Below are 23,017 nucleotides of genomic sequence, written 5' to 3' on the forward strand. Positions count from 1 at the left end.
GATTAGCCTCGTTCGTTAACGTCGCACAGCCCATTTTCAAAGGGCTGTCGACGTACGAACGCAAGGAAGATCAGTGGCTGGCAACAAGGAAGTCCCCAGGGTTCAGAACCCACCGTCCGGCGACGGACATCACATCAGTCACCGCTTCATGACGGCCACTGAGCTGGCCGAGCGGGAGACCCGACAGAACGCTTACGAGGCCATGCTCGCCAGGCAAGACGCCTTCGAGCGCAGTCGTGAAATCGTCGCAAAAACACACGAACCCGTTCGCGCGGGCTGTGTCTTCGCCAAGTCCTGCAATCTGCCGGACGCCATCATCGACTACTCGAATCCTTCAGGCATGGTGCCCACCGACAGCCTCAAGGATTACGGCGAAGTCGCCTGGCTCGGCGCTCGCGAAGCAGACGATGCCGGGCTGCTGAACCTCGAAACCATCAGCGGCAGCACCCTCTCGCTCGGCATTGGCCGACTTGCCCTGAGCGCCCCCGCGCTCTCTGCTCCAGTCGCCGCAATCGGCGCTGCTGGAACCGCCGCATTGGCCACTGTGGTTGCGCTGTTCTGGACACCCAGCCTGGGCGACAGCGCGCTCTATAGCGAAGATCAACTGCGCGCCCTGAAACAGGCCAGAACCCGCGCTCGTCTACAGGTCGAGCAACAGGCTGACGGCAGTCTCAAGGGTTACGGCTTCTATACCGGCAAGAACCGCGATTGGGAAATGGTTGATGTTGTGCAGTTCACATTGCGCGGCAGTCAGCAGGTGGCGGATCTGGGAGATGGCGTTGAACTGATCTGGACACCGGCTGTAGATGCTTCGGACATGCTCGGAATTCCAGCATTGGAGGCGGCACCGCAAGCGCCGCATGTTTGGGTTTATCCGCCAACGGAAGCGGCTGACGGGATAATTGTGAATCCGGTTTATCCGCCTGAGTACAAGGATTTCATTCTTGTGTTTCCGGTGGGTTCGGGGATTTTGCCGGTTTATATTGTGGTCAGTGCTCCTAACCACAAATATTATCCGGCGCCAAAGGGACTGACCGCTTTTCCCGATGCTACGAAAGCAACTCGTAAGACCCCAATTAAAGGGGGCGGCGGCCTTAGAAAACGCTGGAAAACTCCAAATGGGAAAATTTTTGAATGGGACTCACAGCATGGGACTGTCGAGATGTACGACAAACGTGGCCGTCATCTCGGTGAATATGATCCGACTACTGGCGAGCAGACCAAACCAGCGGATAACACCAGGAAAGTAGAACCATGATTTACGTTATAGAGGCATTTGATAAAAAAACCGAACTCCTCGCATTCGAAGAAGAGTTACCGAACGGCTACGAAAAAGAATTAAAAGCAATTATGGGATGGACAGCGGATCAACAAGGCTGGGAGGGATACAACCTCACGACCGAGCAACTTAATTCCCTGGAAGAAATACTCGGAAAGAAAATTTATAACCCATCATTTCTATTTCAACTCACCTGCAACGTCTAAAAATAGCGCGGTTTGATTCTCACTTCAAAAAACAAACCCCGACCAGTCACCTGATCGGGGTTTTCTTTTACCCTTCGTTCCCGCTTAGTGCGAAACGCGGCTAGTCCCATTAACCGTGGCAATCCGCACACGCTCGCCCACACGGAACACTTCGTTTGGCTGAACTTCCTGAACGTAGGCGCGCATGCTGCCATCGTCTTCGCGAACGGTGATTTCGACGCCTTGGGTACGGGTCAGGCCTTCTTCGGCAGCCGAGCCTGCAAGGCCGCCGGCGACGGCGCCGATGACGGCTGCGACGATGCTGCCGCGACCGCCGCCGATGGCGCTACCGCCAACACCACCCACAACAGCGCCTGCAGCGCCGCCGATTGGGGTCTTGGTGCCTTCGATTTTGACCGGACGCAGCGCTTCGATGGTGCCCATGCGAACGGTCTGTACACGACGCGCTTCATCACGGGAGTAGGAGTCACCGGTCAGGCTCGATTGGCAGCCAGTGAGCAACATCGCCATCGTGGAAAAGGAAGCAACCAGCAGAACAGACTTACGCATAGCATCAACTCCAAAGGACAGGTATTCATTAAACTCCGCAGCTTGACGCCTGTCACGGCATCGCCCGGATAAAATTGTTTTCATTCAGGCCCGGTACAGGCGCCTCGGAACTCACCACACAGTAGCGGCAAATTCAAAAAACTGCGCCACTGACCCTAGGATTCTCATGGATTATTTCATCATTGTCGTCACCACTGCGGCAGGTTTGTACTTCCACTGGTGGCTATACGTGCGGATCAAACGCTGGATGGACCGCGACCTGGCGTTGGCCCTGGCGGGTAAAGACGAGAAGAAGCGGGCCTTCATGCTCCAGCAACTGGCAAACGCGCACGCACAGAAAATCAAGCGCAAGGACCTGCCCCAGTGGCTTGAAGCCGCTGCGGCAGGCTATCCCGATCGGTAGACTGTTTAAGGTGCCAGACGTTCAAGCGTCCAGTGGGTGCCTTGCAAGCGGTAGTTGAGGCGATCGTGCAGACGGCTCGGACGGCCCTGCCAGAACTCGATGCGCTCGGGTAGCAAGCGATAACCGCCCCAGTGTTCCGGGCAGTGTGGCTGGGTGTCACTGAAACGTTGCTCGGTGGTCTTGAGCAACGCTTCCAGCTCGGCACGGTCGGCGATCACACGGCTCTGAGGCGATGCCCAGGCACCGAGGCGACTGCCCAGAGGCCTGACCTGGAAATAGGCGTCGGACTCTTCAGGTGTGACCTTCACGACCCGCCCTTCGATGCGCACCTGACGCTCCAGGGTTGGCCAGAAAAAAGTCATGGCGGCGAACGGATTCGCCGCCAGATGCTGGCCCTTGGCACTGTCGTAGTTGGTGAAGAAGGTGAAGCCCTCCTCATCCAGCCCCTTGAGCAGCAGAATGCGACAATGCGGTCGACCGTCCTGATCGACCGTGGCCAGCGTCATGGCGTTGGCCTCCACCGGCGGTTGCTCGGTTTTCACCGCATCGCCAAACCACTGATGGAACAACCCGAACGGCTCGGCCGGGGCTTGCGCCTCGGTCAGGCCATCACGGGTGTAGTCGCGACGCATATCAGCCAGGCCCTGTGTCATGGCGCATTCCTTTTAGTTAACGAATCACTTCTTGTCAGCATCGGCGGCAACGACTTTCTTGTCAGCTGCTGCGGCTTTGGCGGGAGCCGCTTTTTTCGTCGATGTTGCGGTTTTAGCCGGTGCTTTCTTGGCGGAGGCTTTCTTGGCCGGCGCTTTTTTCGCCGCAGGCACAGCAGCCTTCTTCGCCGCTGGCGCCGGGGTGACCGGTGCAACCACTGGCTTGATGGCCGTGGACGCGACCACTGTCAGAGGTGCGGGTGCCGGCATGTTGTACTTGCTCAGCAGCGCGACCATGGTGTTTTGCGGCGATACCAGCAACTCCACGCGACGGTTCAGGGCACGCCCCTCATTGCTGTCGTTGGCTGCACGCGGGGCTTCGCCGCCCATACCGCGCAACATCAAACGATCACGTTGCAGACCGCTGAGACGGAAGATCGCGGCAACGGCTTGTGCGCGCTCCTGGCTCAGTTTCACGTTGTCCGGTGCAGAGCCCGAGGTGTCACTGTGACCGAGCACCAACACGGCAGTTTTCGGATCGACTTCAAGGATTTTCGCGACGCGAGTGAACGGACCGAGGGTCACCGGCAGCAGCATGGCTGGGCGAGCCGGGTTGAACGAGCCTTCTACCGGCGCGGTGACGACCAGCACGTTTTCACGGCGTTCCAGTTGCAGGTTGCTGTCCTTGATGGCCTCGCGCAGGCGCGGCTCATAATCGTCGAGCCAGGCCTGGGTGACTTTAGGGTCTGGCATCGGCACGACTTTGGCAGTCGGTTGTTCTTTGCCACCGAACGGCCACCACCATTTGCCACCCGCATCGGCTTGAGCCTTGGCGACGTCGACAGGCTTGGCTTCAGGTTTCACTTCTGGCTTGGCTGGAGTTTTGACTGCAGTGTCATCAGAGCCGAACGGCCAGTACCAAGGGCTGGCGCTTTCCGTTTTGGCGACCGGTGCAGTAGCGGCAGGCTTCAAGGGAGCCGGCGCTGGAGCCGGGGCGGCAGGGTCTTTTGCGGCGACTTTGTCGGACGAACCGAACGGCCACCAGCTGCTGCCATCCGAATCATTTTTTGGGGTCTGTGCACAACCAGTGATAGCGAAGCAAAGGGCCAAGGCAAGGGTTTTATTGGATGACATTGGATATCCGCAAAATAAAGTAATGAAAAAATCTGACCGAATCGGCCCGCATAACCAGATGATTTGAAACTGAAAAGGCTTTCAGGTTCCGACACTGGAACCTTTGAGCGGGATTTACAGACAAGTGGCCAGTACTCGCACAAGTTTCTGCGCTCGCGGATCCATCAAGACGTACGGCCCTAAGGTATTGGTCACAAAGCCGAAGGCAACATCATGTTCCGGGTCAGCGAAACCGATGGAGCCGCCAGCGCCCGGATGGCCGAATGCCCGTGGCCCGAGGCCATAGGTTGCATTCGGGACATCCGGTTGATCGAGCATGCAACCCAGGCCAAAACGGGTCCGGGTCAACAAAGTCTTGTCTTCTCCGAGGCTGTGTTCGCAAGTCAGCTCATCGAGCATCTCGCTTTCCAGCAGGCTGCCGTCCAGTAGACCGGCGTAGAACCCGGCCAGGCTGCGGGCGTTGCCGTGGCCATTGGCGGCGGGTTGTTGCATGCGCCGCCACTCGGGTTTGTTGGTGCTGGTCATGATCGACGGCGGATTGGTGAAGGCCCGTGTTGTCATGGCCGTCGGTTCGCGCATGGTCACTTGCAGCAGGCGCTGGGCCGCGGCATCGCCGACGTTACCCTTGCCACGTGCGATATGCGCCACGCGATGGAATTCTTCATCGGCCAGGCCGACATGAAAATCCAGCCCCAACGGCTTCGCGACCCGCGCCACGATTGACTCTCCCGGCCCACGACCATCGACACGGCGCAACAGCTCGCCCACCAGCCAGCCGTAAGTGATGGCCGCATAGCCGTGGCCTTCGCCCGGCGTCCACCACGGTTCTTCGGCAGCCAGGGCATCGACCATGGTTTGCCAGTCGTAAAGCGCTTCGGGCGCCAGCAACTCGCGCAACGCCGGCAGACCGGCCTGATGGCAGAGCAATTGTCGCAGGGTCACGGAGGCTTTGCCGGCGGCGGCGAATTCAGGCCAGTAACGCGCAACCGGGGCGTCCAGTTGCAGCTTGCCTTCGGCCACCAGTTGCAGCGCGGTGACGGCGGTGAAGGTCTTGGTGCAGGAGAACAGGTTGGCAATGGTGTCGCTGTGCCAGGCCTCCAGGCCATCCTTGTCGGCGGTCCCGGACCAGAGATCAAGGACGGTTTCGCCACCGACCTTGATGCACAGCGCCGCACCACGTTCCTGAGGATCGTCGAACAGCGCCGCAAAAGCTTCACGCACCGCTTCGAACTGGAGTTCGTAATGACCCTGAATCTGCACCCGCAACGCTCCTGGATTAACGCTATACAAAGTGGTCCGCATTGTTCCAGCCCCCGAGGGTTTTGGGAACAGGGTAAGGCTGGGCGGTCGGTTGCCCATGGAGTGGGCAACCATTGATGTGCCTGTCAGGCCGCAAAGAACGGTAAAGCGATCCAGCAGGACTCAGTGACCGTTGGCCGAATGCCCGCCCGCATGGCCAGCGCCCTGCCCCGCCCCTTTGCCGGCGTCACCTTTTCTGCCGCCCTCGGAATCGTGACTGACTTTATCCGCCTCGGCCTTGGCCTTCTCGGCTTCTTTGCCCAACTGATCGACCATCGCCAGGTTGCTCTTGCGCACGCTGTCGACGAAGCCCTGGAACGGCAGATCGGTGATGCCTACCAGGCCAAAGTGACCGTTCTCGCCATCCAACAGACGACCGGTCACCGGTTGATCGAGGTACTGGAACCAGTGCACCCCGACAATCGACGGCTCGCTCATCGCCTGTTTGAGGAAGTTGGCGTACGCCGGGCCACGGTCTTCTTCCTTCGCCAGTTGCGTCACGCCGCCCCAGAAAGGGCCGCGATCCGCCGAGCCGAAGTTGAATTCGGTGATCAATACCGGTTTGTCGAGGCTGCGCAACCGGGCGAAGTCGTAACCGTCCTGCGGTTGCAGGGTGTACATGTTGAAACTCAACACATCGCAATACTGCGCGCAGGACTCGACGGCTTCAGGGGTGCTGATGGCGAAACGACCGCCCAGCAGCAACTGGTTCGGTGCATGCCACTTGAGCGAATCGGAGATGGTCTTGAAGTAAGTGTCAGCGAAGACCTTCTGGAAATATTTGAAGTCGGCCTCGATTTCCGGGTGATCGGCACTTGGCAGCGGCGCCACGAAGCCCGGGTCTTCCATTAATTCCCAGGCCGGCAAGTCGATGCCCCAGGCTTTGGACAGGCCCGCTTGGTTGCGATACTTGTCGCGCAGTTGCTTGAGGAACGCGCGTTTGGCTGGCACGTCAGTGGTCATTTTCAAGGTGCCGTAAGCCAACGCGTAACGAGACTTGGGGTCGTCGCCGGGACCGGCCCAGGCCAGTTCGTTGTCGGCGAAATAACCGATCAGCCATGGATCGTCGCGATGATCCCGGGCTGCGATGGCCACGGCACGTTCGGTCGCCATGGCGAAGCGCGGATCGAACGGATCGGGCATGCCACCCCACCAGTCGGTGCCGGTGCTGATGCTGGCGTAATCGCCGACGATCGACAGCGGCAAGGTGTATGGCACGCGATCAGCGTTGGCCAGCACCGGGTCGCTCCAGTTACCGATGGTGTTGAAGCCCCAGGCTTGCAGACGGTCCAGCGTATGGTTGGCCCAGCGCTGCTCATCAACCACGGCTTTGCAGGGTTCGGCAGTTTTTTGCTCAGCCGTGTTCGCGGCGCTCGCTTCAACCGCGCTGCTCTTGGCGGCTTCGGCGACACCGGATTCAGTGGTCGAGGGAACGACCGGTGGCTCAACGGCTTTTTCGGCCGTCGCCTCAACCGCTTCAGCCTTGGCGGCTTCAGCGACACCCGCCTTGGTGTCACTGCCTGGCTTGCAAGGTTCGCCATACAGGAGCTGCAAGTTGGCGGCGTAGAAGTCATACCAGCGACCGGCGTTGTAGCTTCGGCCCTGATCAACCCCGTTGCCGCCACGGTTGTCGCCTTCACCAAAGTGGCTGGCCAGCGGCTCGCCGGGTTTTGGCAGGGATTCGAACATCCACTCGCGACCCTCGACGTAGGTCTGGTTGATGTCCGGGCTGACCGTATTGACCCCCAGCGAATAGAACGGATGACCTTCAGGGGTCACCAGGTACCAGCGACCGTCACGCTTTTCCGTGCGGAAAAAACCGCTGGCCTTGAACGCCGGGCCTTTGTTCAAGCCGCCGAACTTGTCCAGCGACGATTTCTCGCGCTCGGCGAGCCAGGTTTTGGTTTGTTGCTGTTCTTTGGCAGTAGCGCCTTTAAGTTGCTCGTAACTGCCGACCTTCTCCGGCCATTTGGCCCGGGTCGATTGACCGTAAGCGTCCACCAGACCGCCATAAGCCGCCTTGGTCACGGCGTCACCGTCCTGCACGCCGAAGCGCTCAAGCAGGATGCTTTGGGCCACGTTGGGCTGATCCATCGACAGGGTCACCGAGACCACTTGACTGCGATCCAGATCACCGCTGCTGCTGGCCAACAACACGCGCTGACCGTCAAAGGTCATCGGCATCGGCGGGCCGGCTTTCATGCCCAGGTTCAATGGCGAAAACGGCTGCAGCGGCACCAACAGGGTTTGCGCAGGCCCAGCCGGCAAGTCGACACGACTGATCAGCGTCTTGCCATCGTTGCTCTGGATCTTCACGTACAGGGTCAAGGCCCAGCTCATTGCGCTCTGGACCCGCAAGGTCATGACGCCCGACTGCGACCAGTCCCAGACGCCCGTTTGCGGTGCCAGACGCACATTCGGTTGTGCGACCGGGTTGAATGTCACCCGACGCAACACTTCACCGTCGGCTGTTTGCTCAGCATTGGACTGCGGCAGGCTGGCATCCTGAGTCGTCACCTGAACTACATCGGCAGGGCGCACAAAGTTGAACAACGTCTGTTGGCCGGCAGGAGCCGCCAGCAAAGGGGTTGCGAACATCAGGGCAAAAACAGCGGGCAACGAACGGCGGATCATAAGAACGAAGTTCTCCCTAACGGCCAACGATGGCCAGTGGAAAAGCGATGGTAGAGAGATAGACAACAGGTTGGGCAAAATTGCCCAGCCCTGTATCAGGAAATTTCACGACGGAATGGCGGCAACGCATTGAGGATCGCTTTGCCGTAACGCTGGGTGACCAGGCGCCTGTCGAGCAAGGTGATGGTGCCGCGGTCTTCTTCGGTACGCAGCAGGCGGCCGCAGGCCTGGACCAGTTTCAGCGAGGCATCCGGCACGGAGATCTCCATGAACGGATTGCCGCCACGGGCTTCGATCCATTCAGCCAGGGCCGCTTCAACCGGATCGTCCGGCACCGAGAACGGAATCTTGGCGATCACCACGTGCTCGCAATAAGCACCGGGCAAGTCGACCCCTTCGGCAAAACTCGCCAGGCCGAACAGCACGCTGGAATCCCCGCCATCGACGCGCGCCTTGTGCTTGTTCAGGGTTTCCTGTTTGGACAAGTTGCCTTGAATGAACACTTGCTTGCGCCAGTCGCGGTCCAGTCCGTCGAACACGTCCTGCATCTGTTTGCGCGAGGAGAACAGCACCAGGGTGCCGCGCGAACCTTCGACCAGTTGCGGCAAATCACGAATGATCGCCGCCGTGTGGGCCGGCGCGTCACGCGGGTCGGCCTTGAGGTCCGGCACTCGCAACACGCCCGCATCGGCGTGATGGAACGGGCTTGGGACCACGGCGGTCACGGCTTTTTTCGGCAGCCCGGCGCGCATGCGGTAGCGGTCGAAAGTGCCCAGCGCGGTCAGGGTCGCGGACGTCACCAAGGCGCCGTAGGCCACGTTCCACAGGTTGCGCCGGAGCATTTCCGCCGCAAGGATCGGGCTGGCGTTAACCTCGATATCGAACAACGAACCGCTTTCGGCCAGGGTCAGCCAGCGCGCCATGGGTGGGTTGTCTTCCGGGTCTTCGGCGGTGAACGCGACCCACAACTCCCAGTTGCCCGAAGAGCGCGACAACAGGCTGCCGAACAGCGGATACCACTCTTCGGCCTGGTTGCTGGCGATGCCGATGTTGACCTCGCCGTCCATGCCTTCCTTGAGCAGCTCGGTGAGCCGGGTGAACAGGTCGGTCAGACGGGCAAAGCCCTTCTTCAACTCGACGCCCATCTCGCGCATGTGCTCGGGAATCACTCCGCCGACGAATCGGTGACGCGGCCGCTCGCGGCCCTCGACGTCTTCGCCGGGTTTGAAATCAGCGACCTGTTCGCAGGCAGTGAACATGAATTGCTGCTGGGTCTTGATCTCACGGGCCAGTTCCGGCACCTGCTCGATCAACTTGCCCAGATCGCCGGGCAGCGGGTGCTGGGCAAGCAGTTTGGTGAGGTTCTTGGCTGTGGTTTCCAGCCAGTCGGCAGTGGAACGCAGGCGCGTGTAGTGGGCGAAGTGGCCGATGGCCTTGTCCGGCAGGTGATGGCCTTCGTCGAAGACGTAGATGGTGTCGCGCGGATCGGGCAATACCGCGCCGCCGCCGAGCGCCAGGTCGGCCAGGACCATGTCGTGGTTGGTGACGATGACGTCGACCTTGCCCATGCCTTCGCGGGCCTTGTAGAAGGCGCACTGGCCGAAGTTCGGGCAATGACGGTTGGTGCACTGGCTGTGATCGGTGGTCAGGCGCGCCCAGTCGGCGTCCTCGAGGGCTGTCGACCAGCTGTCTCGGTCACCGTCCCATTTATTGCCGGCGAGTTTCTCGATCATGCTGGTGAACAGCTTTTGACTGGCCTCGTCGACTTCGATCTTGAAGCCTTCTTCTTCGAACAACTGCGCCGTGGCGGTTTGTGCGTGGCCTTCCTGGAGCAACATATCGAGCTTGGACAGGCACATGTAGCGCCCGCGCCCCTTGGCCAATGCGAAGGTGAAGTTCAGCCCGCTGTTACGCATCAGGTCGGGCAGATCCTTGTAGACGATCTGCTCTTGCAGGGCCACGGTGGCCGTGGCGATCACCAGGCGTTTGCCGGCAGCCTTGGCGGTGGGGATCGCCGCCAGGCTGTAGGCCACGGTTTTGCCGGTACCGGTGCCGGCTTCCACCGCGACAATCGCGGGGTCGCCACTGCGCCGGCCTTCATCGTCGGTGTCGATGTCACCGAGGACCTTGGCAATTTCGGCGATCATCAGGCGTTGCCCGTAGCGCGGCTTGAGGCTCTTGGCTTCAAGAAAACGCGAATAGGCGCCCTGGATCGTAGTTTTGAGTTCGGTGCTGATCATGGATTGTCGGGCGCAAAAAACGCTGGATAAATTTTCAGTGGTTCGGTTCGGCGGCTATCATACCTCGCTAATTAATCCCGCGCAGAACGGAGTACCCCAATGACACCTTTTGGCATCGTTTACACCCTGCATGTCCTGTCTGCCCTGGTCTGGGTGGGCGGCATGTTTTTCGCCTGGATGGTCTTGCGGCCCGCGGCAATGAAGGCGCTGGAAGGCCCTGCCCGGTTGAAGCTGTGGGTTGAAGTGTTTCAAGGTTTTTTTCGATGGGTCTGGGTCGCGGTGGTGCTTTTGCCCATCAGCGGAGTGGGCATGATTCATCTGCAGTTCGCCGGGTTTGAGACAGCGCCAAGGTATGTGCAGGTGATGATGGGGTTGTACGTGGTGATGACGGCGCTGTTCATCCGGATTCAGGCGTTGCTGTTGCCGCAATTGCGTACGGCGGTCGTGGCGCAGGACTGGCCGGCCGGAGCAGCGACGCTGGGGCAGATTCGCAAACTGGTGGGGATCAATCTGATCGTCGGGCTGGCGTTGGTGGCGATCGCGGCCGCGCGCCCGATGTTTTGATGATCGTTCCGATGCTCCGCGTGGGAATGCCTCAAGGGACGCTCCGCGTCCAGTGACGCGGAGCGTCACTGGCTGAATTCCCACGCAGAGCGTGGGAACTATCGACCAACGCTTACAACCGCTGAACCGTCACAGAACCCGCCGCGCCAGCAGGCCCCGGTTGACCATCGACGCCTGGACGCCCGCTCTTGCCGCCATCGGCCTTGTAAACGAAGCAGCCCTTGGCCTTGCCGCCAGCGCCCGGCTTGCCGCCGGGACCGGCGAGGCCACCGGCGCCGCCAGCCACCTCAACCTTGATCTGTGGCGCCGGGTAGTCACGCGGCACCTCCAATCTGACCAACGCTCCCGGCGCTCCAGGCTGGCCATCACTGCCATCGCTGCCATCGGCACCGCGACCTGCCTGGCCCCAGGTGCATCCCGGTGCCTCGCCGTTGGCGCCATCGAGGCCAACAAACCCTGGCGCGCCCGCACCACCGCGAGCATCCACCGACAGGAGCGACGCATTCAGCGCCTTGATCTGCAAATTCAGGTTACGGCCAGCGCGGGCAGCCTTGAGGTACGTCCCCGGCGCGCCACGCGCGGTGATCTGGCTGCCCTCAGACAGCTCGGCACGACTGACTTTCAATTCCAGCGCCTGCTCACTGGGCACGATAGCGATCCGCGCTTCACGCCCCAGATGCAAATCGCCGACCGTCAATTCGGTCACGTTCGAAGGGATCAGCAAGGTGCCGTAATCGGCGACTTCCAGACGCTCCAACTGCAAGGTGCTGGCGGTGTTGGGCAAGCGCATCAGCGAGTTGGTCTGGACACTGACCACCTGAGCGCAGGCCAATGGACTGATGAGAGCGGCGAGCAGACAGAGTTTACGCATGGGAAGCCTTCGATGCGGTCGGAGCCGGGAGGGTTTGCAGGTGGAATACGCCGAAAAACAGGATCTGCAGGCGATCGCCCCAAGGATGAGCGCGCCCCCTGAGGCTGCGGTAACAGAACACCGCCTCAAGTAGATGCAGGCCCGCCAACAGACCGCCGGCCAGATTGACCAACAGGTGCAGCGGATTGACAAACGGCGTCAGCAGATTGACCAGCACCACCAGCCAGAACAGCAGGGTCAATAACTTCCCCAGGCCCCAAAACACCTTCATACGCTCCCCCGTTGAGAATTATTATTTGCACGCACAGTAACGGCTTCCGCGAGGAATACGCCAGAGGGCAACGGAAAATTCTTCATGAAGGCCGCCGAATGGCCGTCGGATCAACTGTCGTTGTCACCCGACGGCTCTATTTCGGGGCTTAGCGATTAATGTGCAACTCCACGCGACGGTTTTTCGCACGCCCTTCATCAGTACCGTTATCGGCCACCGGCTGGCTTTTGCCCTTGCCTTCACTGGTGAGTTTGTTCGGGTCCAGGCCCTGGCTCAACAGATAGGCCGCCACGCTGCTGGCCCGGCGTTCCGAGAGTGCCTGGTTATAGGTATCCGAACCCACGCTGTCGGTATGACCGATTACCTTGATGCTCACGACATCGGCACCTTGCAGCTTGCTCATCAGCGCATCCAGTTCGCTGCGCGCGGTGGGGGTCAATTCGGACTGATTGAACGCAAACAGGACGTCGCCCGCATCGCTGAGGGTGATGACTTCCGATTGAGCAGGTTCGGCAGGTTTCACGCTGGCCGGATACTGCGGCAGCGGACAACCGTGATGGTCGACAGGCGTATTGGCAGGCGTATCGGGGCAACGATCACGTCGATCGAAGACACCATCACCGTCCTCGTCGCCATCCTGGGCGTAACAGATCAAGCCACCGGTCAAGATCCCGAGCGCCGCACCACCGCCTGCCCAGCCGCCACTTTCAAGCGCGCCCAATCCTCCGCCGACCAGTCCGCCAATGACGCTGCAGATCGGCCAGGTACGTTGATTAAGGGGGGCGGTGCCATCGCTGTGAGTTGCGCAACCGGTCAACAGGCTACCAAGTAGTAGAACCGGCAAGACGGTCCGTGTGAGAACGCTCATATTGAAAGCTCCTGTGTCACCGGTCCATACCGGTTACACAGGAGTAAAGACCCGCATCCGCGACTGCACAAGCCGCGGAGAGGAAGGGGCCTAGCGGTCGATTTTGATTTCCGTGCGACGGTTCATGGCGCGGCCGTCAGCCGTTTTGTTATCGGCCACCGGCTGGCTTTCACCGGCACCGGTTACCGATACGAAGCTGCTACGTGGCACGCCTTGCTGGATGAGGTATTCAACCACCGAGTGAGCACGCTTATCCGACAGTTTTTGGTTGTAGGCATCGCTGCCCACGCTGTCGGTATGGCCGGTCACGGTCAATCTGGCGGTAGGCGCCTCTTGTTTCAGGCGGGTGGCGATTTTGTCGAGGACTTGTTTATCGGAAGGCGTGAGCGTGGCTTTGTCGAACTGGAAGTGAACATCGCGGATGACAATGACTTCTTCCTTGACCACCACCGCCTCTTCGACCACAGGTGCAGGCGCCGGTGGAGGGCAGCCGTTGGCATCGACCTTCACGCCACGAGGAGTGCCCGGGCACTTGTCGCGGCTATCCGGCACACCATCGCCGTCTTCGTCGCCATCACCGTGAACCCAGCAATAGGCTGCTGCCGTGCCACCGACCAGCAGTGCACCATACCCTGCCCATGCCGAGCTCTCGGTCGCGCCGAGACCAGCACCCACGACACCCCCGACCGCCGCACAGGTCGGCCAGTCGGTTTTCTGCAAACCTGCGCAACCAGTTAACACACTGGTTAGCAGAACCAAGGGTAATGCTGTCCGAACTATGCTCATCTAGTTTTCTCCTGAGGGATCGGCTTAGAACCGATTCAGGGAGTAAAGACCGGAGTTTTAATCTCCGCCAGCAATAGGCCATTGCTCTTTTCTCCCCGCGTTCACGTCAGATGAAAGCTTTTAGAGCAAACCCGCTCTAGGCCCGGACGTTTGGGCAGGCTAGTCTTGGCGACTCTGATTGAGGATCTTCGATGATTGCAGGTATTTCTTCGCGCACGCCCCAGCAGGCGTTGGCCGCTTTGCTTGATCGTTACGCCCCTGAGCGTCTGTTGTTGATTGGTGCCAGCGAATTCCCCGCCCTGGAAGCCTTCAAACTGGCGCACCCGGACAGTTGCGTCGCGCACGCCACGCCCGGACCGTTGCCGACCGACTTGGCGGCACGACGGTTTGATCTGGCGCTGGTGGTCGATTGCCTCGAACACTTGCCCAAGCGTGATGGTCTGAACTTGTTGGGCGGGATCCGTAACCTCAACGCCAGCCGCATTGCAGTGCTGGCGGATTTGCCGGCCAGTGGCTGGCAGGAGACCGACTTTTTTTCCCTGGCCCTGCAAGCCAGCGAACGCTTCCAGCGCGACGATCAAGTGTTGACGCTGTTTACTTACGATCTGCTTGACTACAAACAGGTGCCCGACTGGCTCAATTCAAGGTTCTGGGCCAATCCGGAAAACTTCGGGAAATACTGGTGGTAACGCAATGAGTACATCCATTTGCCCTTGCGGCAGCGGCACCCTGCTCGATGCCTGCTGCGGCCATTACCATGCCGGGCATCCGGCGCCGTGTGCCGAAGCCTTGATGCGCTCGCGCTACAGCGCCTATGTGCTGGGGCTGATCGACTATCTGGTGGCGACCACCCTGCCCGCGCAGCAAGCAGGCCTGGATCGCAAATCCATCAGTGACTGGAGCGCGCAAAGCACCTGGCTGGGACTTGAGGTGGAAAGCTCCGAGGTATTCGGCGGCCAGCCGGAACATGCGTTCGTTACTTTCACCGCGCGCTGGCATGACGGCACCGGCGAACACAGCCATCGCGAGCGCTCTTCGTTCGTGCAGAACGCCGGCCATTGGTACTTCATCGACCCCACCGTGCCACTCAAGACCGGGCGTAATGATGCCTGTCCGTGCGCCAGCGGGCAGAAATTCAAGAAGTGTTGCGCAGGGTATTTCGGCGCGAGAGGTGAGCTCAAAGGATCGCAGCAGATCGACAGAGCTGCGCCGCCCCCATTCAGCAGCGGTGAAAGGTAGTGATCTTTTACGTCTAGACTGGGGTTCAAGGGAGAAATACCGCCATGATCACCCAGCGACTCGCACGCTATCTGTTCACCTTGTTTCTGTTGTCAGGACTCAGCGGCTGCGCGTCGTGGTTCGGCAACGATGAGCCGGACCCGCAAGTGCATCTGGTTCAGGTCGAAGTTGTGCGAGCCAAGCTGATGGAGCAGAAATTCATCCTGCACTTTCGCGTCGACAATCCCAACGACAGCGACCTGACTGTGCGTAGCCTTGAGTACCGCATTCACTTGGGCGACATGCTACTGACCGAAGGCGAACACGAACACTGGTTCACGGTCGGGCCCAAACACAGCGCTTATTTCAAAGTGCCGATCCGCACCAACCTGTGGCCCAAGGTCCGGGATCTGGTGAAAATGCTGAAAAAACCCGATCAACCCATCCCCTATCGTCTGGAAGGTGAACTGGAAACCGGCTTATTCATCGCGCACTACGTGCACCTGGCGCGCAATGGCGTGATAATCCCCGCCGATTTAATTCCGGAGAAAACCCGATGACCCAGCAACCCCATGTCCATGGCCCTGACTGCAACCACGATCATGACCATCACGACCACCATGATCACGACCATGGCCATGTCCACGGCCCGAACTGCGGCCACGCTCACCAGGAGCCAGTGCGCAACGCCCTGAAAGACGTCGGCCGCAACGACCCTTGCCCTTGCGGCAACGGCAAGAAATTCAAGAAGTGCCACGGCGCGTAATGCTTGGGGCGAAAATCTTTTTCGCCTGTTGAATCGCTATCGCGGGCAAGCCCGCTCCCACACTGGTTCTGTGAACGACGAAGATCCCTGTGGGAGCGACCTTGCTCGCGATGACGTCGGCAGACTCACTATCAAGGCGCCAGTTACACCGCATTCGCCACCCGCCTCGCTCCCAGAGGTTTTCAGTCAGCCATCAAAATCTGCGTGCTGCTGACAACCGTCGCATACTCCCCGTGCAAATTCCCCAGCGACATCGCATGCACGTCCTCGGCTGAACGCAGCTGGCCAAAATAATCCGCCTTGTCGAACGTGAAGCACGCATCCTCCGCCACCCAAGCGTCAAACCCCAGGTTACCGGCCGTTCGCGCCGTGGATTCGACCGAGTTGTTGGTCGCAACTCCGACCATCACCAACTGATCGATCCCCGCCTCGCGCAAACTCGCTGCAAGCCCGGTGGCACAAAACGCATCCGGCACCTGCTTCTGAATCAGTTGCTCGCCAGTCTGTGGGGCGAACCGCTCCTGAAACTCCACGCCCGATTGCTCAGGCCAGAACACGGAATCCGGTGAACGGGACAGGTGCTGCACATGAATCACCGGGCGCCCGGTGCGCCGCCAATATGCAAGCAAATCCAGAATTCGTTCCTCAGCCTGAGGATTATTTCGACGACCCAATCTGGGGTGCAGGATGCCTTTTTGCTGGTCGATGATGATTAACGCTGCGTTGGTCTTGAGCTCCATGCCGACTTTTCTCACACAAGGTCATTGAATTTCACGCACTTGAGCATCACCTCCTCTTACAGGCAAGCCCTCGAACGCAAACAGGACGACCTGATGCCCGCGGTCGCTGTCCGACCTTAATGACGTCTCTTGATTTGGAGTACTGCATGATCGACCTGTATTACTGGACTACCCCCAACGGCCACAAAATCTCGATTTTCCTGGAAGAAGCCGGCCTGCCGTACAACGTGCACCCGATCAACATCAGCCAGAATGAACAGTTCCAGCCGCACTTTCTTAAAATCTCCCCGAATAACCGGATCCCGGCCATCGTCGACCATGAGCCAGTCGATGGCGGAGAGCCGTTGTCGGTGTTTGAATCGGGAGCGATTTTGCTCTACCTGGCAGAGAAAACCGGTCAGTTCCTGCCCAAAGACCTGCGTGGCCGCCAGCAAGCGCTGCAGTGGTTGTTCTGGCAAATGGGCGGCCTGGGGCCGATGGCCGGGCAAAACCATCATTTCAGCCAGTTCGCGCCGGAGAAAATCCCCTACGCGATCAAGCGCTACATCGATGAAACCGCTCGCCTGTATGGAGTTCTGGACAAGCAATTGGCAAGCAATGAGTTTGTCGCCGGCAGCGAATACAGCATTGCCGACATGGCGATCTACCCCTGGATTGTTTCCCACAAGTGGCAGAGCCAGAATCTGGAAGATTTCCCGAATGTGTTGCGCTGGTTCAACCACATCCAGAATCGTCCGGCGACGGTGAAGGCGTATGCGCTGGCGGCCAAGGTCAACCCGCCAAAACCCTGAGCCAGGATCGTTCCCTCGCTTTGAAGATCGTTCCCACGCTCTGCGTGAGAATGCAGCCCGGGAAGCTCCGCGTCCCATCACAAGCCGAACGCGGAGCGTCCATTGAGGCATTCCCACGCAGAGCGTGGGAACGATCATGAACAGACAAATCCTGAAATAACCCGACACCCCGCTTGCGCGGTCCCCTCCTGCTCACTAACGTAGCGGCTTTATTGCGCCTCTACCCCCGCAGGAGCTTTGCCATGGCCTCGCCAGCCCTTACACATTTCATTCCCCGGTTCGGCGTTGCCGCAGCAGTAGCCAGTGTTTTGAGCCTGACCGGTTGTCAGACCTGGAACACTCAGGACACCCTCCCGCCAACCACTGGCGTGCAACCGCTCAAGGGCCTGGCGCAGAACGTCTCGGTGCGCCGCAATGCCATGGGCATGCCGCTGATCGAAAGCAACAGCTTTCACGACGCGCTGTTCAGCCTCGGTTACGTCCACGCCAGCGACCGCATCACGCAGATGGTCACCTTGCGCCTGCTGGCCGAAGGCCGTCTGGCAGAAATGTCCGGTGCCGACCTGCTCGATGCCGACCGCTACATGCGCGCCGTCAATCTGAAGAAAAGCGCCGGTGAGTTGTACAAGGCGTCTTCTCCGCGCCTGAAACGCTTCTTTGAAGTCTATGCTCGTGGTGTCAACGCCTACCTGTTCCGCTACCGCGACAAGCTGCCAGCCGACCTCGCTGCCACGGGCTACAAGCCTGAGTACTGGAAACCGGAAGACTCGGCGCTGATTTTCTGCCTGCTGAATTTCAGCCAGTCCGCCAACCTGCCAGAAGAAATTGCCTCGCTGGTGCTGGCCCAGACGGTCACCACCGACAAGCTCCCGTGGCTGACGCCATCGGCGCCCGATGAAAAACTGCCGGTCGCCGAGGCCGAAAAACTTCAAGGCATCAAACTCAATGGCGCCATTCCAGGGCTGACCGAGATCAGTAAAGCCACTGGCCAACTGTCTGACCTGAACCTGCTGGGCGCCACCTCATCGAACAACTGGGCCATCGGTCCGCAACGCAGCCGCAGTGGCAAAAGCCTGCTGGCCAGCGACATTGATGGCCCGCTGGGCGTGCCATCATTGTTCAGCTACGTGCAGATTCGTGCCCCCAAATACCAGGCTTCCGGCGTGACTGTTGCCGGTTTGCCAATGGTTCTCGGCGGTTTCAACGGCAAAGTGGCATGGAGCATGACGGCGGTCATGGGCGACAACCAGGACCTGTTCCTGGAAAAAATCAAACGTCAGGGCAATGGCCTCACCTATGAGGTCAACGGCAAATGGCAGCCAGTGGTCGTGCGAAACGAAACCTACTTCGTCAAAGGCCAGCGGCCGATTCGTGAAGCGGTGTATGAAACCCGCCACGGGCCGTTGCTCAATAGCGCCCAAGGCACGACGCTGGCCAATGGTCTGGGCCTGGCCTTGCAGACGCCAAGCTTCACTGACGACAAGACCCTGGACGCGTTTTTCGACCTGTCCCGCGCCCAAACGGTCGAGAAAGCCTCGGACGCCAGTCGTGAAATCCGCGCCATCGCCCTGAACCTGGTATTCGCCGACGCCAGCAACATCGGCTGGCAGGTCACCGGTCGTTACCCGAATCGTCGCGAAGGCGAAGGCCTGTTGCCATCGCCGGGCTGGGAAGGTCGTTACGACTGGGACGGTTACGCCGACCCGATGCTGCACCCATATGACCAAGACCCGGCCCAAGGCTGGCTCGGCACCGCCAACCAGCGGGTCATCCCCCATGGCTATGGCATGCAGCTGTCCAATTCATGGTCGGCACCGGAGCGCGGTGAGCGCATGGCCGAACTGGCCGGCGTGGGCAAACACGACACGCGTAGCATGATCGCGATGCAATACGACCAGACCACTACCTTCGCCGCCAAACTGAAAAAGATGTTTGAAGCCCCGGGCATGGCCCAGCCGCTCAAACAGGCCATTGAAGCACTGCCGGTTGCCGATCGCGCCAAGGCGCACGAGGCCTACGCGCGCTTGATGGCGTTCGACGGCAAACTCAGCCCGACCTCCGCCGACGCAGCGATTTACGAACTGTTCCTGCAGGAAAGCGCCAAGCAGATCTTCCTCGACGAACTGGGCCCGCAAACCAGTCCGGCGTGGAAAGCCTTTATAGCCAACGGCAAGTTGTCCTACGCGGCACAGGCCGATCACCTGTTGGGGCGTGAAGACAGCCCGTTCTGGGATGACGTGAGCACGCCGCAAAAAGAAGACAAACCGACCATCCTCGCCCGCAGTCTGGCAGCGGCGATCAGCGCCGGTGACAGTCAACTGGGTGGCGATCACAAAGCCTGGCAATGGGGCAAATTGCACCGCTATGAATGGAAGAATGCCAGCGGCCAGACCGTACGCGGTCCTCTCGCAGCGGGTGGCGATCACACCACGCTGAACACATCGGCGTTCACTTGGGGCCAGGATTTCAATACGACGCTGGCGCCTTCAATGCGCTTTATCGTCGATTTCGCCCAGGCTGAACCGTTGATGGGGCAGAACGGTACGGGGCAATCCGGCAACCCGGCGAGCCCGAACTACCTGAACAGTGTTGATCCTTGGCTCAAGGGGCAATACATGAGCCTGCCGATGCAGCCGCAGAACTTCGACAAGGTTTACGGCAGCACACGGTTGACCCTGACACCCGGCAAGTAAGGCAAAAGGCAAAAGGCAAGATTGATCGTTCCCACGCTCTGCGTGGGAATGCAGCCCGTGACGCTCCGCGTCACTGGACGCAGAGCGTCCCTTGAGGCATTCCCACGCAGAGCGTGGGAACGATCATTTCATCGCCCATGAAAATTCGATAGAACTTCTGGCTTCGCGCAAACCTCATAGCTAACAAGTCCCTCCATTTTGGTAACAACATGGATCTTGTTATCGCGCGTCCCGAAGGTTTGTACTGCCCCGCCGGCGATTTCTATATCGACCCGTGGCGGCCGGTCGAGCGTGCCGTCATCACCCACGCCCACGGCGACCACGCCCGAGGTGGCAATCAGCATTACCTGGCGGCCACACCCGGCGAAGGGATATTGCGTGCGCGACTGGGACAGGACATCAACCTGCAAACCCTGCCCTATGGCCAGCGGTTACTGCATCACGGCGTCACCTTGAGTTTTCACCCCGCTGGCCATGTGCTCGGTTCCGCACAAGTGCGCCTGGAATACGGCGGTGAAGTCTGGGTCGCGTCCGGGGATTACAAGATCGAACCGGATGGCACCTGTGCGCCGTTCGAACCGGTGCGTTGCCACACATTCATCACCGAATCGACGTTCGGCCTGCCGATTTACCGCTGGCAGCCTCAAGCGCAGGTTTTTTCCGAGATCAATCAGTGGTGGCAAGCCAATGCGGCCGCCAACAGAACCAGCGTGCTGTTGTGCTACTCATTCGGCAAGGCCCAGCGAATCTTGCACGGCATCGACGCCAGCCTCGGCCCCATTCTGGTACACGGCGCGGTCGAACCGCTGAACCGGGTTTACCGCGAAAGCGGCGTTTATATACCGCACACGATCTATGCCGGCGACGTCCAAAAAAGCGACCCGATCATGCGCAAGGCGCTGGTCATTGCCCCGCCATCGGCGGGTGCCAGCACCTGGATGCGGCGTTTTGGCGACTACAGCGACGGCTTCGCCAGCGGCTGGATGCGTTTGCGCGGCACGCGTCGGCGGCGCGGTGTGGACCGTGGCTTCGTGCTCTCCGACCACGCCGACTGGCCCGGCCTGCTCTGGGCCATCGAACAGACCGGAGCTGAACGGGTGATGGTCACCCACGGCTCGGTCGGCGTACTGGTGCGCCATCTGCGCGAACAGGGACTAGATGCTCAAAGCTTCAGCACCGAGTACGGCGACGATGAGGAAGACGCTGCGTTCACTGAGCCCGACACCGCCGAGGTGCAGCCATGAAAGCCTTCGCCGAGCTGTACGCGGAACTTGACGCGACCACTTCAAGCAACGCCAAACTGTCCGCCATGCAATCCTACTTCGCTCAGGCAGCGCCACAAGATGCGGCATGGGCGGTGTATTTCCTGTCCGGCGGACGGCCTCGGCAATTGGTGCCCGTGCGGGTGCTGCGAGAGCTGGCGGTGGAGTTTTCCGGCCTGAAGCCCTGGCTGTTCGAAGAAAGTTACCAAGCGGTTGGCGACCTGGCAGAAACCATTTCGCTGATCCTGCCTGAAGCCTCGCACAGCTCCACCGACGGGTTGGCGGCATGGATCGAAGACAAACTCCTGCCCCTGCGTGGCGAGTCGCCGCAGGTTCTTGCTCAGCGCTTGCCTGCGCTGTGGGCGCAGCTGGACCGCCATAGCCTGATGCTCTGCATCAAACTCATCACCGGTAGTTTTCGCGTCGGCGTGTCCAAGCTGCTGGTCACTCGCGCCTTGGCATCCATGGCCGGGCTCGACAGTAAACGCGTGGCCCAGCGGCTGGTCGGTTACACCGATCTGTCCAATCGTCCGACTGCCGCCAGTTACCTGAAGCTGATCGCGGCCGAATCCAGCGATGAACATGCCCAGCGGGGTGGCCAGCCGTACCCGTTCTTCCTGGCGCATGCCTTGTCGCAACCGGTCGAGCAATTCGAAGACCTGCTGGGCCCCGCCAGCAACTGGCAGGTGGAATGGAAGTGGGACGGGATTCGCGCCCAAGTGGTCAAGCGCGAGGGGCGCCTGTGGATCTGGTCCCGTGGCGAAGAGCTGGTCACGGAGCGTTTTCCCGAACTCGACAGCCTGGTGCATGGCCTGCCGGACGGCACGGTCATCGACGGTGAAATCGTTGCCTGGAAACCCGCGCAATCCGGCACACAGGATGCCTTCAATCCGCAATCAAACGCCTCGCCAGCGGTGCAACCTTTCGCCCTGCTGCAACAGCGCATTGGTCGCAAAACCCTCGACAGGAAAATCCTCGAAGAAGTGCCGGTGGTCATCCTCGCCTACGACCTGCTGGAATGGGCCGGCGATGATTGGCGCAATCAGCCGCAGGACAAACGCCGTACTCAGCTGGAGCAAGTCATCGCCACCTGCAACAACCCGGTATTGCTCGCCTCGCCGGTACTCACCGGTGAAAACTGGTTCGACCTCGCCCGACAACGCGAGTCTTCGCGCCGCCGCGGCGTCGAAGGCATGATGCTCAAGGCCCGGGATGCGCTGTATGGCGTCGGCCGGACCAAGGACATGGGCACTTGGTGGAAGTGGAAAGTCGACCCGTTCAGTGTCGATGCGGTGCTGATTTACGCGCAACGCGGCCATGGCCGCCGGGCCAGTCTCTACAGTGATTACACCTTCGCAGTCTGGGACGGCCCGCCCGATGCCCGCGAACGAACGCTGGTGCCATTCGCCAAAGCCTATTCAGGGCTGACTGACGAGGAAATGCGCCAGGTCGACAGCATTGTGCGCAAAACCACGGTAGAGAAATTCGGGCCGGTCAGCAGCGTCAGGCCGAGCCTGGTGTTTGAGCTGGGGTTCGAGGGCATTGCCCTGTCCAAACGCCACAAGAGCGGAATCGCCGTGCGGTTTCCAAGGATGCTTCGCTGGCGCCAGGACAAGTCCGTCGAAGAGGCCGACAACCTCGCTACCTTGCAGGATTTATTAGGCTGACCGCAATCCCTGTGGGAGCGAGCTTGATCGCGATTAAGGTGTATCAGTTGGTATAAATTCATCTGACATTCCGCTATCGCGAGCAGGCTCACTCCCACAGTTTTTTGTGCCAATCCGAACTAACTT

General features: G+C 60.1%; 22 protein-coding genes and 1 pseudogene. 12 read left to right on the forward strand and 11 right to left on the reverse strand.

Annotated elements, in window-relative coordinates:
* Positions 1-73 precede the first annotated feature (73 nt).
* Together QRN31_RS03515 and QRN31_RS03520 are read left to right on the forward strand one after the other, a co-directional pair.
* On the forward strand, positions 74-1,258 hold the full coding sequence (locus QRN31_RS03515) for a colicin E3/pyocin S6 family cytotoxin (protein ID WP_285430222.1): 1,185 nt from the start codon (positions 74-76) through the stop codon (positions 1,256-1,258).
* Positions 1,255-1,485 (forward strand): DUF7683 domain-containing protein, encoded by a 231-nt coding sequence (locus QRN31_RS03520; protein WP_285430223.1) that lies wholly within the window; start codon positions 1,255-1,257, stop codon positions 1,483-1,485. Before QRN31_RS03515 ends, QRN31_RS03520 begins: the two co-directional genes overlap by 4 nt.
* A gap of 84 nt (positions 1,486-1,569) precedes the next feature.
* Here QRN31_RS03520 and QRN31_RS03525 read toward each other — a convergent pair whose 3' ends face one another.
* Positions 1,570-2,034, reverse strand: a complete 465-nt coding sequence (locus QRN31_RS03525) for an outer membrane lipoprotein (RefSeq protein WP_285430225.1) — start codon at positions 2,032-2,034, stop codon at positions 1,570-1,572.
* A 166-nt stretch (positions 2,035-2,200) separates the two neighbouring features.
* On the opposite strand from QRN31_RS03525, the gene QRN31_RS03530 reads away from it, so the two are divergent.
* Positions 2,201-2,437 carry a hypothetical protein gene (locus QRN31_RS03530; protein WP_285430227.1) on the forward strand — a complete coding sequence of 79 codons (237 nt, stop codon included), beginning with the start codon at positions 2,201-2,203 and terminating at the stop codon, positions 2,435-2,437.
* A 5-nt stretch (positions 2,438-2,442) separates the two neighbouring features.
* Here the strand turns inward: QRN31_RS03530 and pdxH are convergent, their stop codons facing one another.
* The 5 genes from pdxH to dinG all read right to left on the reverse strand — a co-directional run bounded on the left by pdxH (position 2,443) and on the right by dinG (position 10,394).
* The gene (gene pdxH, locus QRN31_RS03535; protein WP_090180899.1) at positions 2,443-3,090 is read right to left on the reverse strand and encodes a pyridoxamine 5'-phosphate oxidase; all 648 of its coding nucleotides are present in this window, start codon (positions 3,088-3,090) and stop codon (positions 2,443-2,445) included.
* 24 nt (positions 3,091-3,114) lie between these two features.
* Entirely contained in the window at positions 3,115-4,221 is a 1,107-nt protein-coding gene (locus tag QRN31_RS03540; RefSeq protein ID WP_285430230.1) for an OmpA family protein, read from the reverse strand.
* 114 nt (positions 4,222-4,335) lie between these two features.
* Positions 4,336-5,481, reverse strand: a complete 1,146-nt coding sequence (locus tag QRN31_RS03545) for a serine hydrolase domain-containing protein (RefSeq protein ID WP_285430232.1) — start codon at positions 5,479-5,481, stop codon at positions 4,336-4,338.
* Between the two features lie 162 nt (positions 5,482-5,643).
* A complete protein-coding gene (locus QRN31_RS03550) occupies positions 5,644-8,154 on the reverse strand; it encodes a beta-agarase (RefSeq protein WP_285430233.1) in 2,511 nt (836 codons plus the stop codon).
* Between the two features lie 95 nt (positions 8,155-8,249).
* Complete coding sequence (gene dinG / locus QRN31_RS03555) at positions 8,250-10,394, reverse strand: ATP-dependent DNA helicase DinG (protein WP_222590044.1); 2,145 nt, start codon at positions 10,392-10,394, stop codon at positions 8,250-8,252.
* Between the two features lie 99 nt (positions 10,395-10,493).
* On the opposite strand from dinG, the gene QRN31_RS03560 reads away from it, so the two are divergent.
* Positions 10,494-10,958: a CopD family protein gene (locus tag QRN31_RS03560; RefSeq protein ID WP_285430234.1), complete on the forward strand. Its 465-nt coding sequence runs from the start codon at positions 10,494-10,496 to the stop codon at positions 10,956-10,958.
* Between the two features lie 112 nt (positions 10,959-11,070).
* Here QRN31_RS03560 and QRN31_RS03565 read toward each other — a convergent pair whose 3' ends face one another.
* The 4 genes from QRN31_RS03565 to QRN31_RS03580 all read right to left on the reverse strand — a co-directional run bounded on the left by QRN31_RS03565 (position 11,071) and on the right by QRN31_RS03580 (position 13,754).
* Positions 11,071-11,829 (reverse strand): collagen-like triple helix repeat-containing protein, encoded by a 759-nt coding sequence (locus tag QRN31_RS03565; RefSeq protein WP_285430236.1) that lies wholly within the window; start codon positions 11,827-11,829, stop codon positions 11,071-11,073.
* Positions 11,822-12,100, reverse strand: a complete 279-nt coding sequence (locus QRN31_RS03570) for a DUF1145 domain-containing protein (RefSeq protein WP_090180862.1) — start codon at positions 12,098-12,100, stop codon at positions 11,822-11,824. Before QRN31_RS03570 ends, QRN31_RS03565 begins: the two co-directional genes overlap by 8 nt.
* A gap of 148 nt (positions 12,101-12,248) precedes the next feature.
* Complete coding sequence (locus QRN31_RS03575) at positions 12,249-12,968, reverse strand: PA1041 family peptidoglycan-binding anchor lipoprotein (RefSeq protein ID WP_285430237.1); 720 nt, start codon at positions 12,966-12,968, stop codon at positions 12,249-12,251.
* Between the two features lie 90 nt (positions 12,969-13,058).
* Positions 13,059-13,754, reverse strand: a complete 696-nt coding sequence (locus QRN31_RS03580; RefSeq protein WP_285430238.1) for a PA1041 family peptidoglycan-binding anchor lipoprotein — start codon at positions 13,752-13,754, stop codon at positions 13,059-13,061.
* A gap of 191 nt (positions 13,755-13,945) precedes the next feature.
* Here QRN31_RS03580 and QRN31_RS03585 point away from each other — a divergent pair, with 191 nt between their 5' ends.
* From QRN31_RS03585 to QRN31_RS03600, 4 genes and pseudogenes are all read left to right on the forward strand, one after another.
* Positions 13,946-14,443: a DUF6231 family protein gene (locus tag QRN31_RS03585; protein ID WP_285430239.1), complete on the forward strand. Its 498-nt coding sequence runs from the start codon at positions 13,946-13,948 to the stop codon at positions 14,441-14,443.
* Positions 14,444-14,447: 4 nt separating this feature from the next.
* A pseudogene (locus QRN31_RS03590) lies at positions 14,448-14,921 on the forward strand (YchJ family protein); the annotation flags it as partial.
* A 116-nt stretch (positions 14,922-15,037) separates the two neighbouring features.
* Entirely contained in the window at positions 15,038-15,532 is a 495-nt protein-coding gene (locus QRN31_RS03595; protein WP_285430241.1) for an LEA/WHy family protein, read from the forward strand.
* Positions 15,529-15,738 carry an SEC-C metal-binding domain-containing protein gene (locus QRN31_RS03600; protein WP_007906737.1) on the forward strand — a complete coding sequence of 70 codons (210 nt, stop codon included), beginning with the start codon at positions 15,529-15,531 and terminating at the stop codon, positions 15,736-15,738. Before QRN31_RS03595 ends, QRN31_RS03600 begins: the two co-directional genes overlap by 4 nt.
* Positions 15,739-15,920: 182 nt before the next feature.
* Here QRN31_RS03600 and QRN31_RS03605 read toward each other — a convergent pair whose 3' ends face one another.
* Positions 15,921-16,478, reverse strand: coding sequence for a cysteine hydrolase family protein (locus QRN31_RS03605; RefSeq protein WP_285430243.1), 558 nt, complete (start codon positions 16,476-16,478; stop codon positions 15,921-15,923).
* 146 nt (positions 16,479-16,624) lie between these two features.
* Between QRN31_RS03605 and QRN31_RS03610 the strand changes: the two genes are divergently transcribed.
* The 4 genes from QRN31_RS03610 (at position 16,625) to QRN31_RS03625 (ending at position 22,891) form a co-directional block, all read left to right on the forward strand.
* A complete protein-coding gene (locus QRN31_RS03610; protein ID WP_285430245.1) occupies positions 16,625-17,269 on the forward strand; it encodes a glutathione binding-like protein in 645 nt (214 codons plus the stop codon).
* A gap of 242 nt (positions 17,270-17,511) precedes the next feature.
* Positions 17,512-19,962 carry a penicillin acylase family protein gene (locus QRN31_RS03615; RefSeq protein ID WP_285430247.1) on the forward strand — a complete coding sequence of 817 codons (2,451 nt, stop codon included), beginning with the start codon at positions 17,512-17,514 and terminating at the stop codon, positions 19,960-19,962.
* 209 nt (positions 19,963-20,171) lie between these two features.
* On the forward strand, positions 20,172-21,206 hold the full coding sequence (locus tag QRN31_RS03620) for a ligase-associated DNA damage response exonuclease (RefSeq protein ID WP_285430248.1): 1,035 nt from the start codon (positions 20,172-20,174) through the stop codon (positions 21,204-21,206).
* Entirely contained in the window at positions 21,203-22,891 is a 1,689-nt protein-coding gene (locus tag QRN31_RS03625) for an ATP-dependent DNA ligase (protein WP_285430250.1), read from the forward strand. The genes QRN31_RS03620 and QRN31_RS03625 overlap by 4 nt, the downstream gene beginning before the upstream one ends.
* The last annotated feature ends 126 nt before the right edge of the window (positions 22,892-23,017 follow it).

The sequence above is a fragment of the Pseudomonas sp. fls2-241-R2A-110 genome (genome assembly GCF_030209165.1).
Lineage (GTDB): Bacteria > Pseudomonadota > Gammaproteobacteria > Pseudomonadales > Pseudomonadaceae > Aquipseudomonas.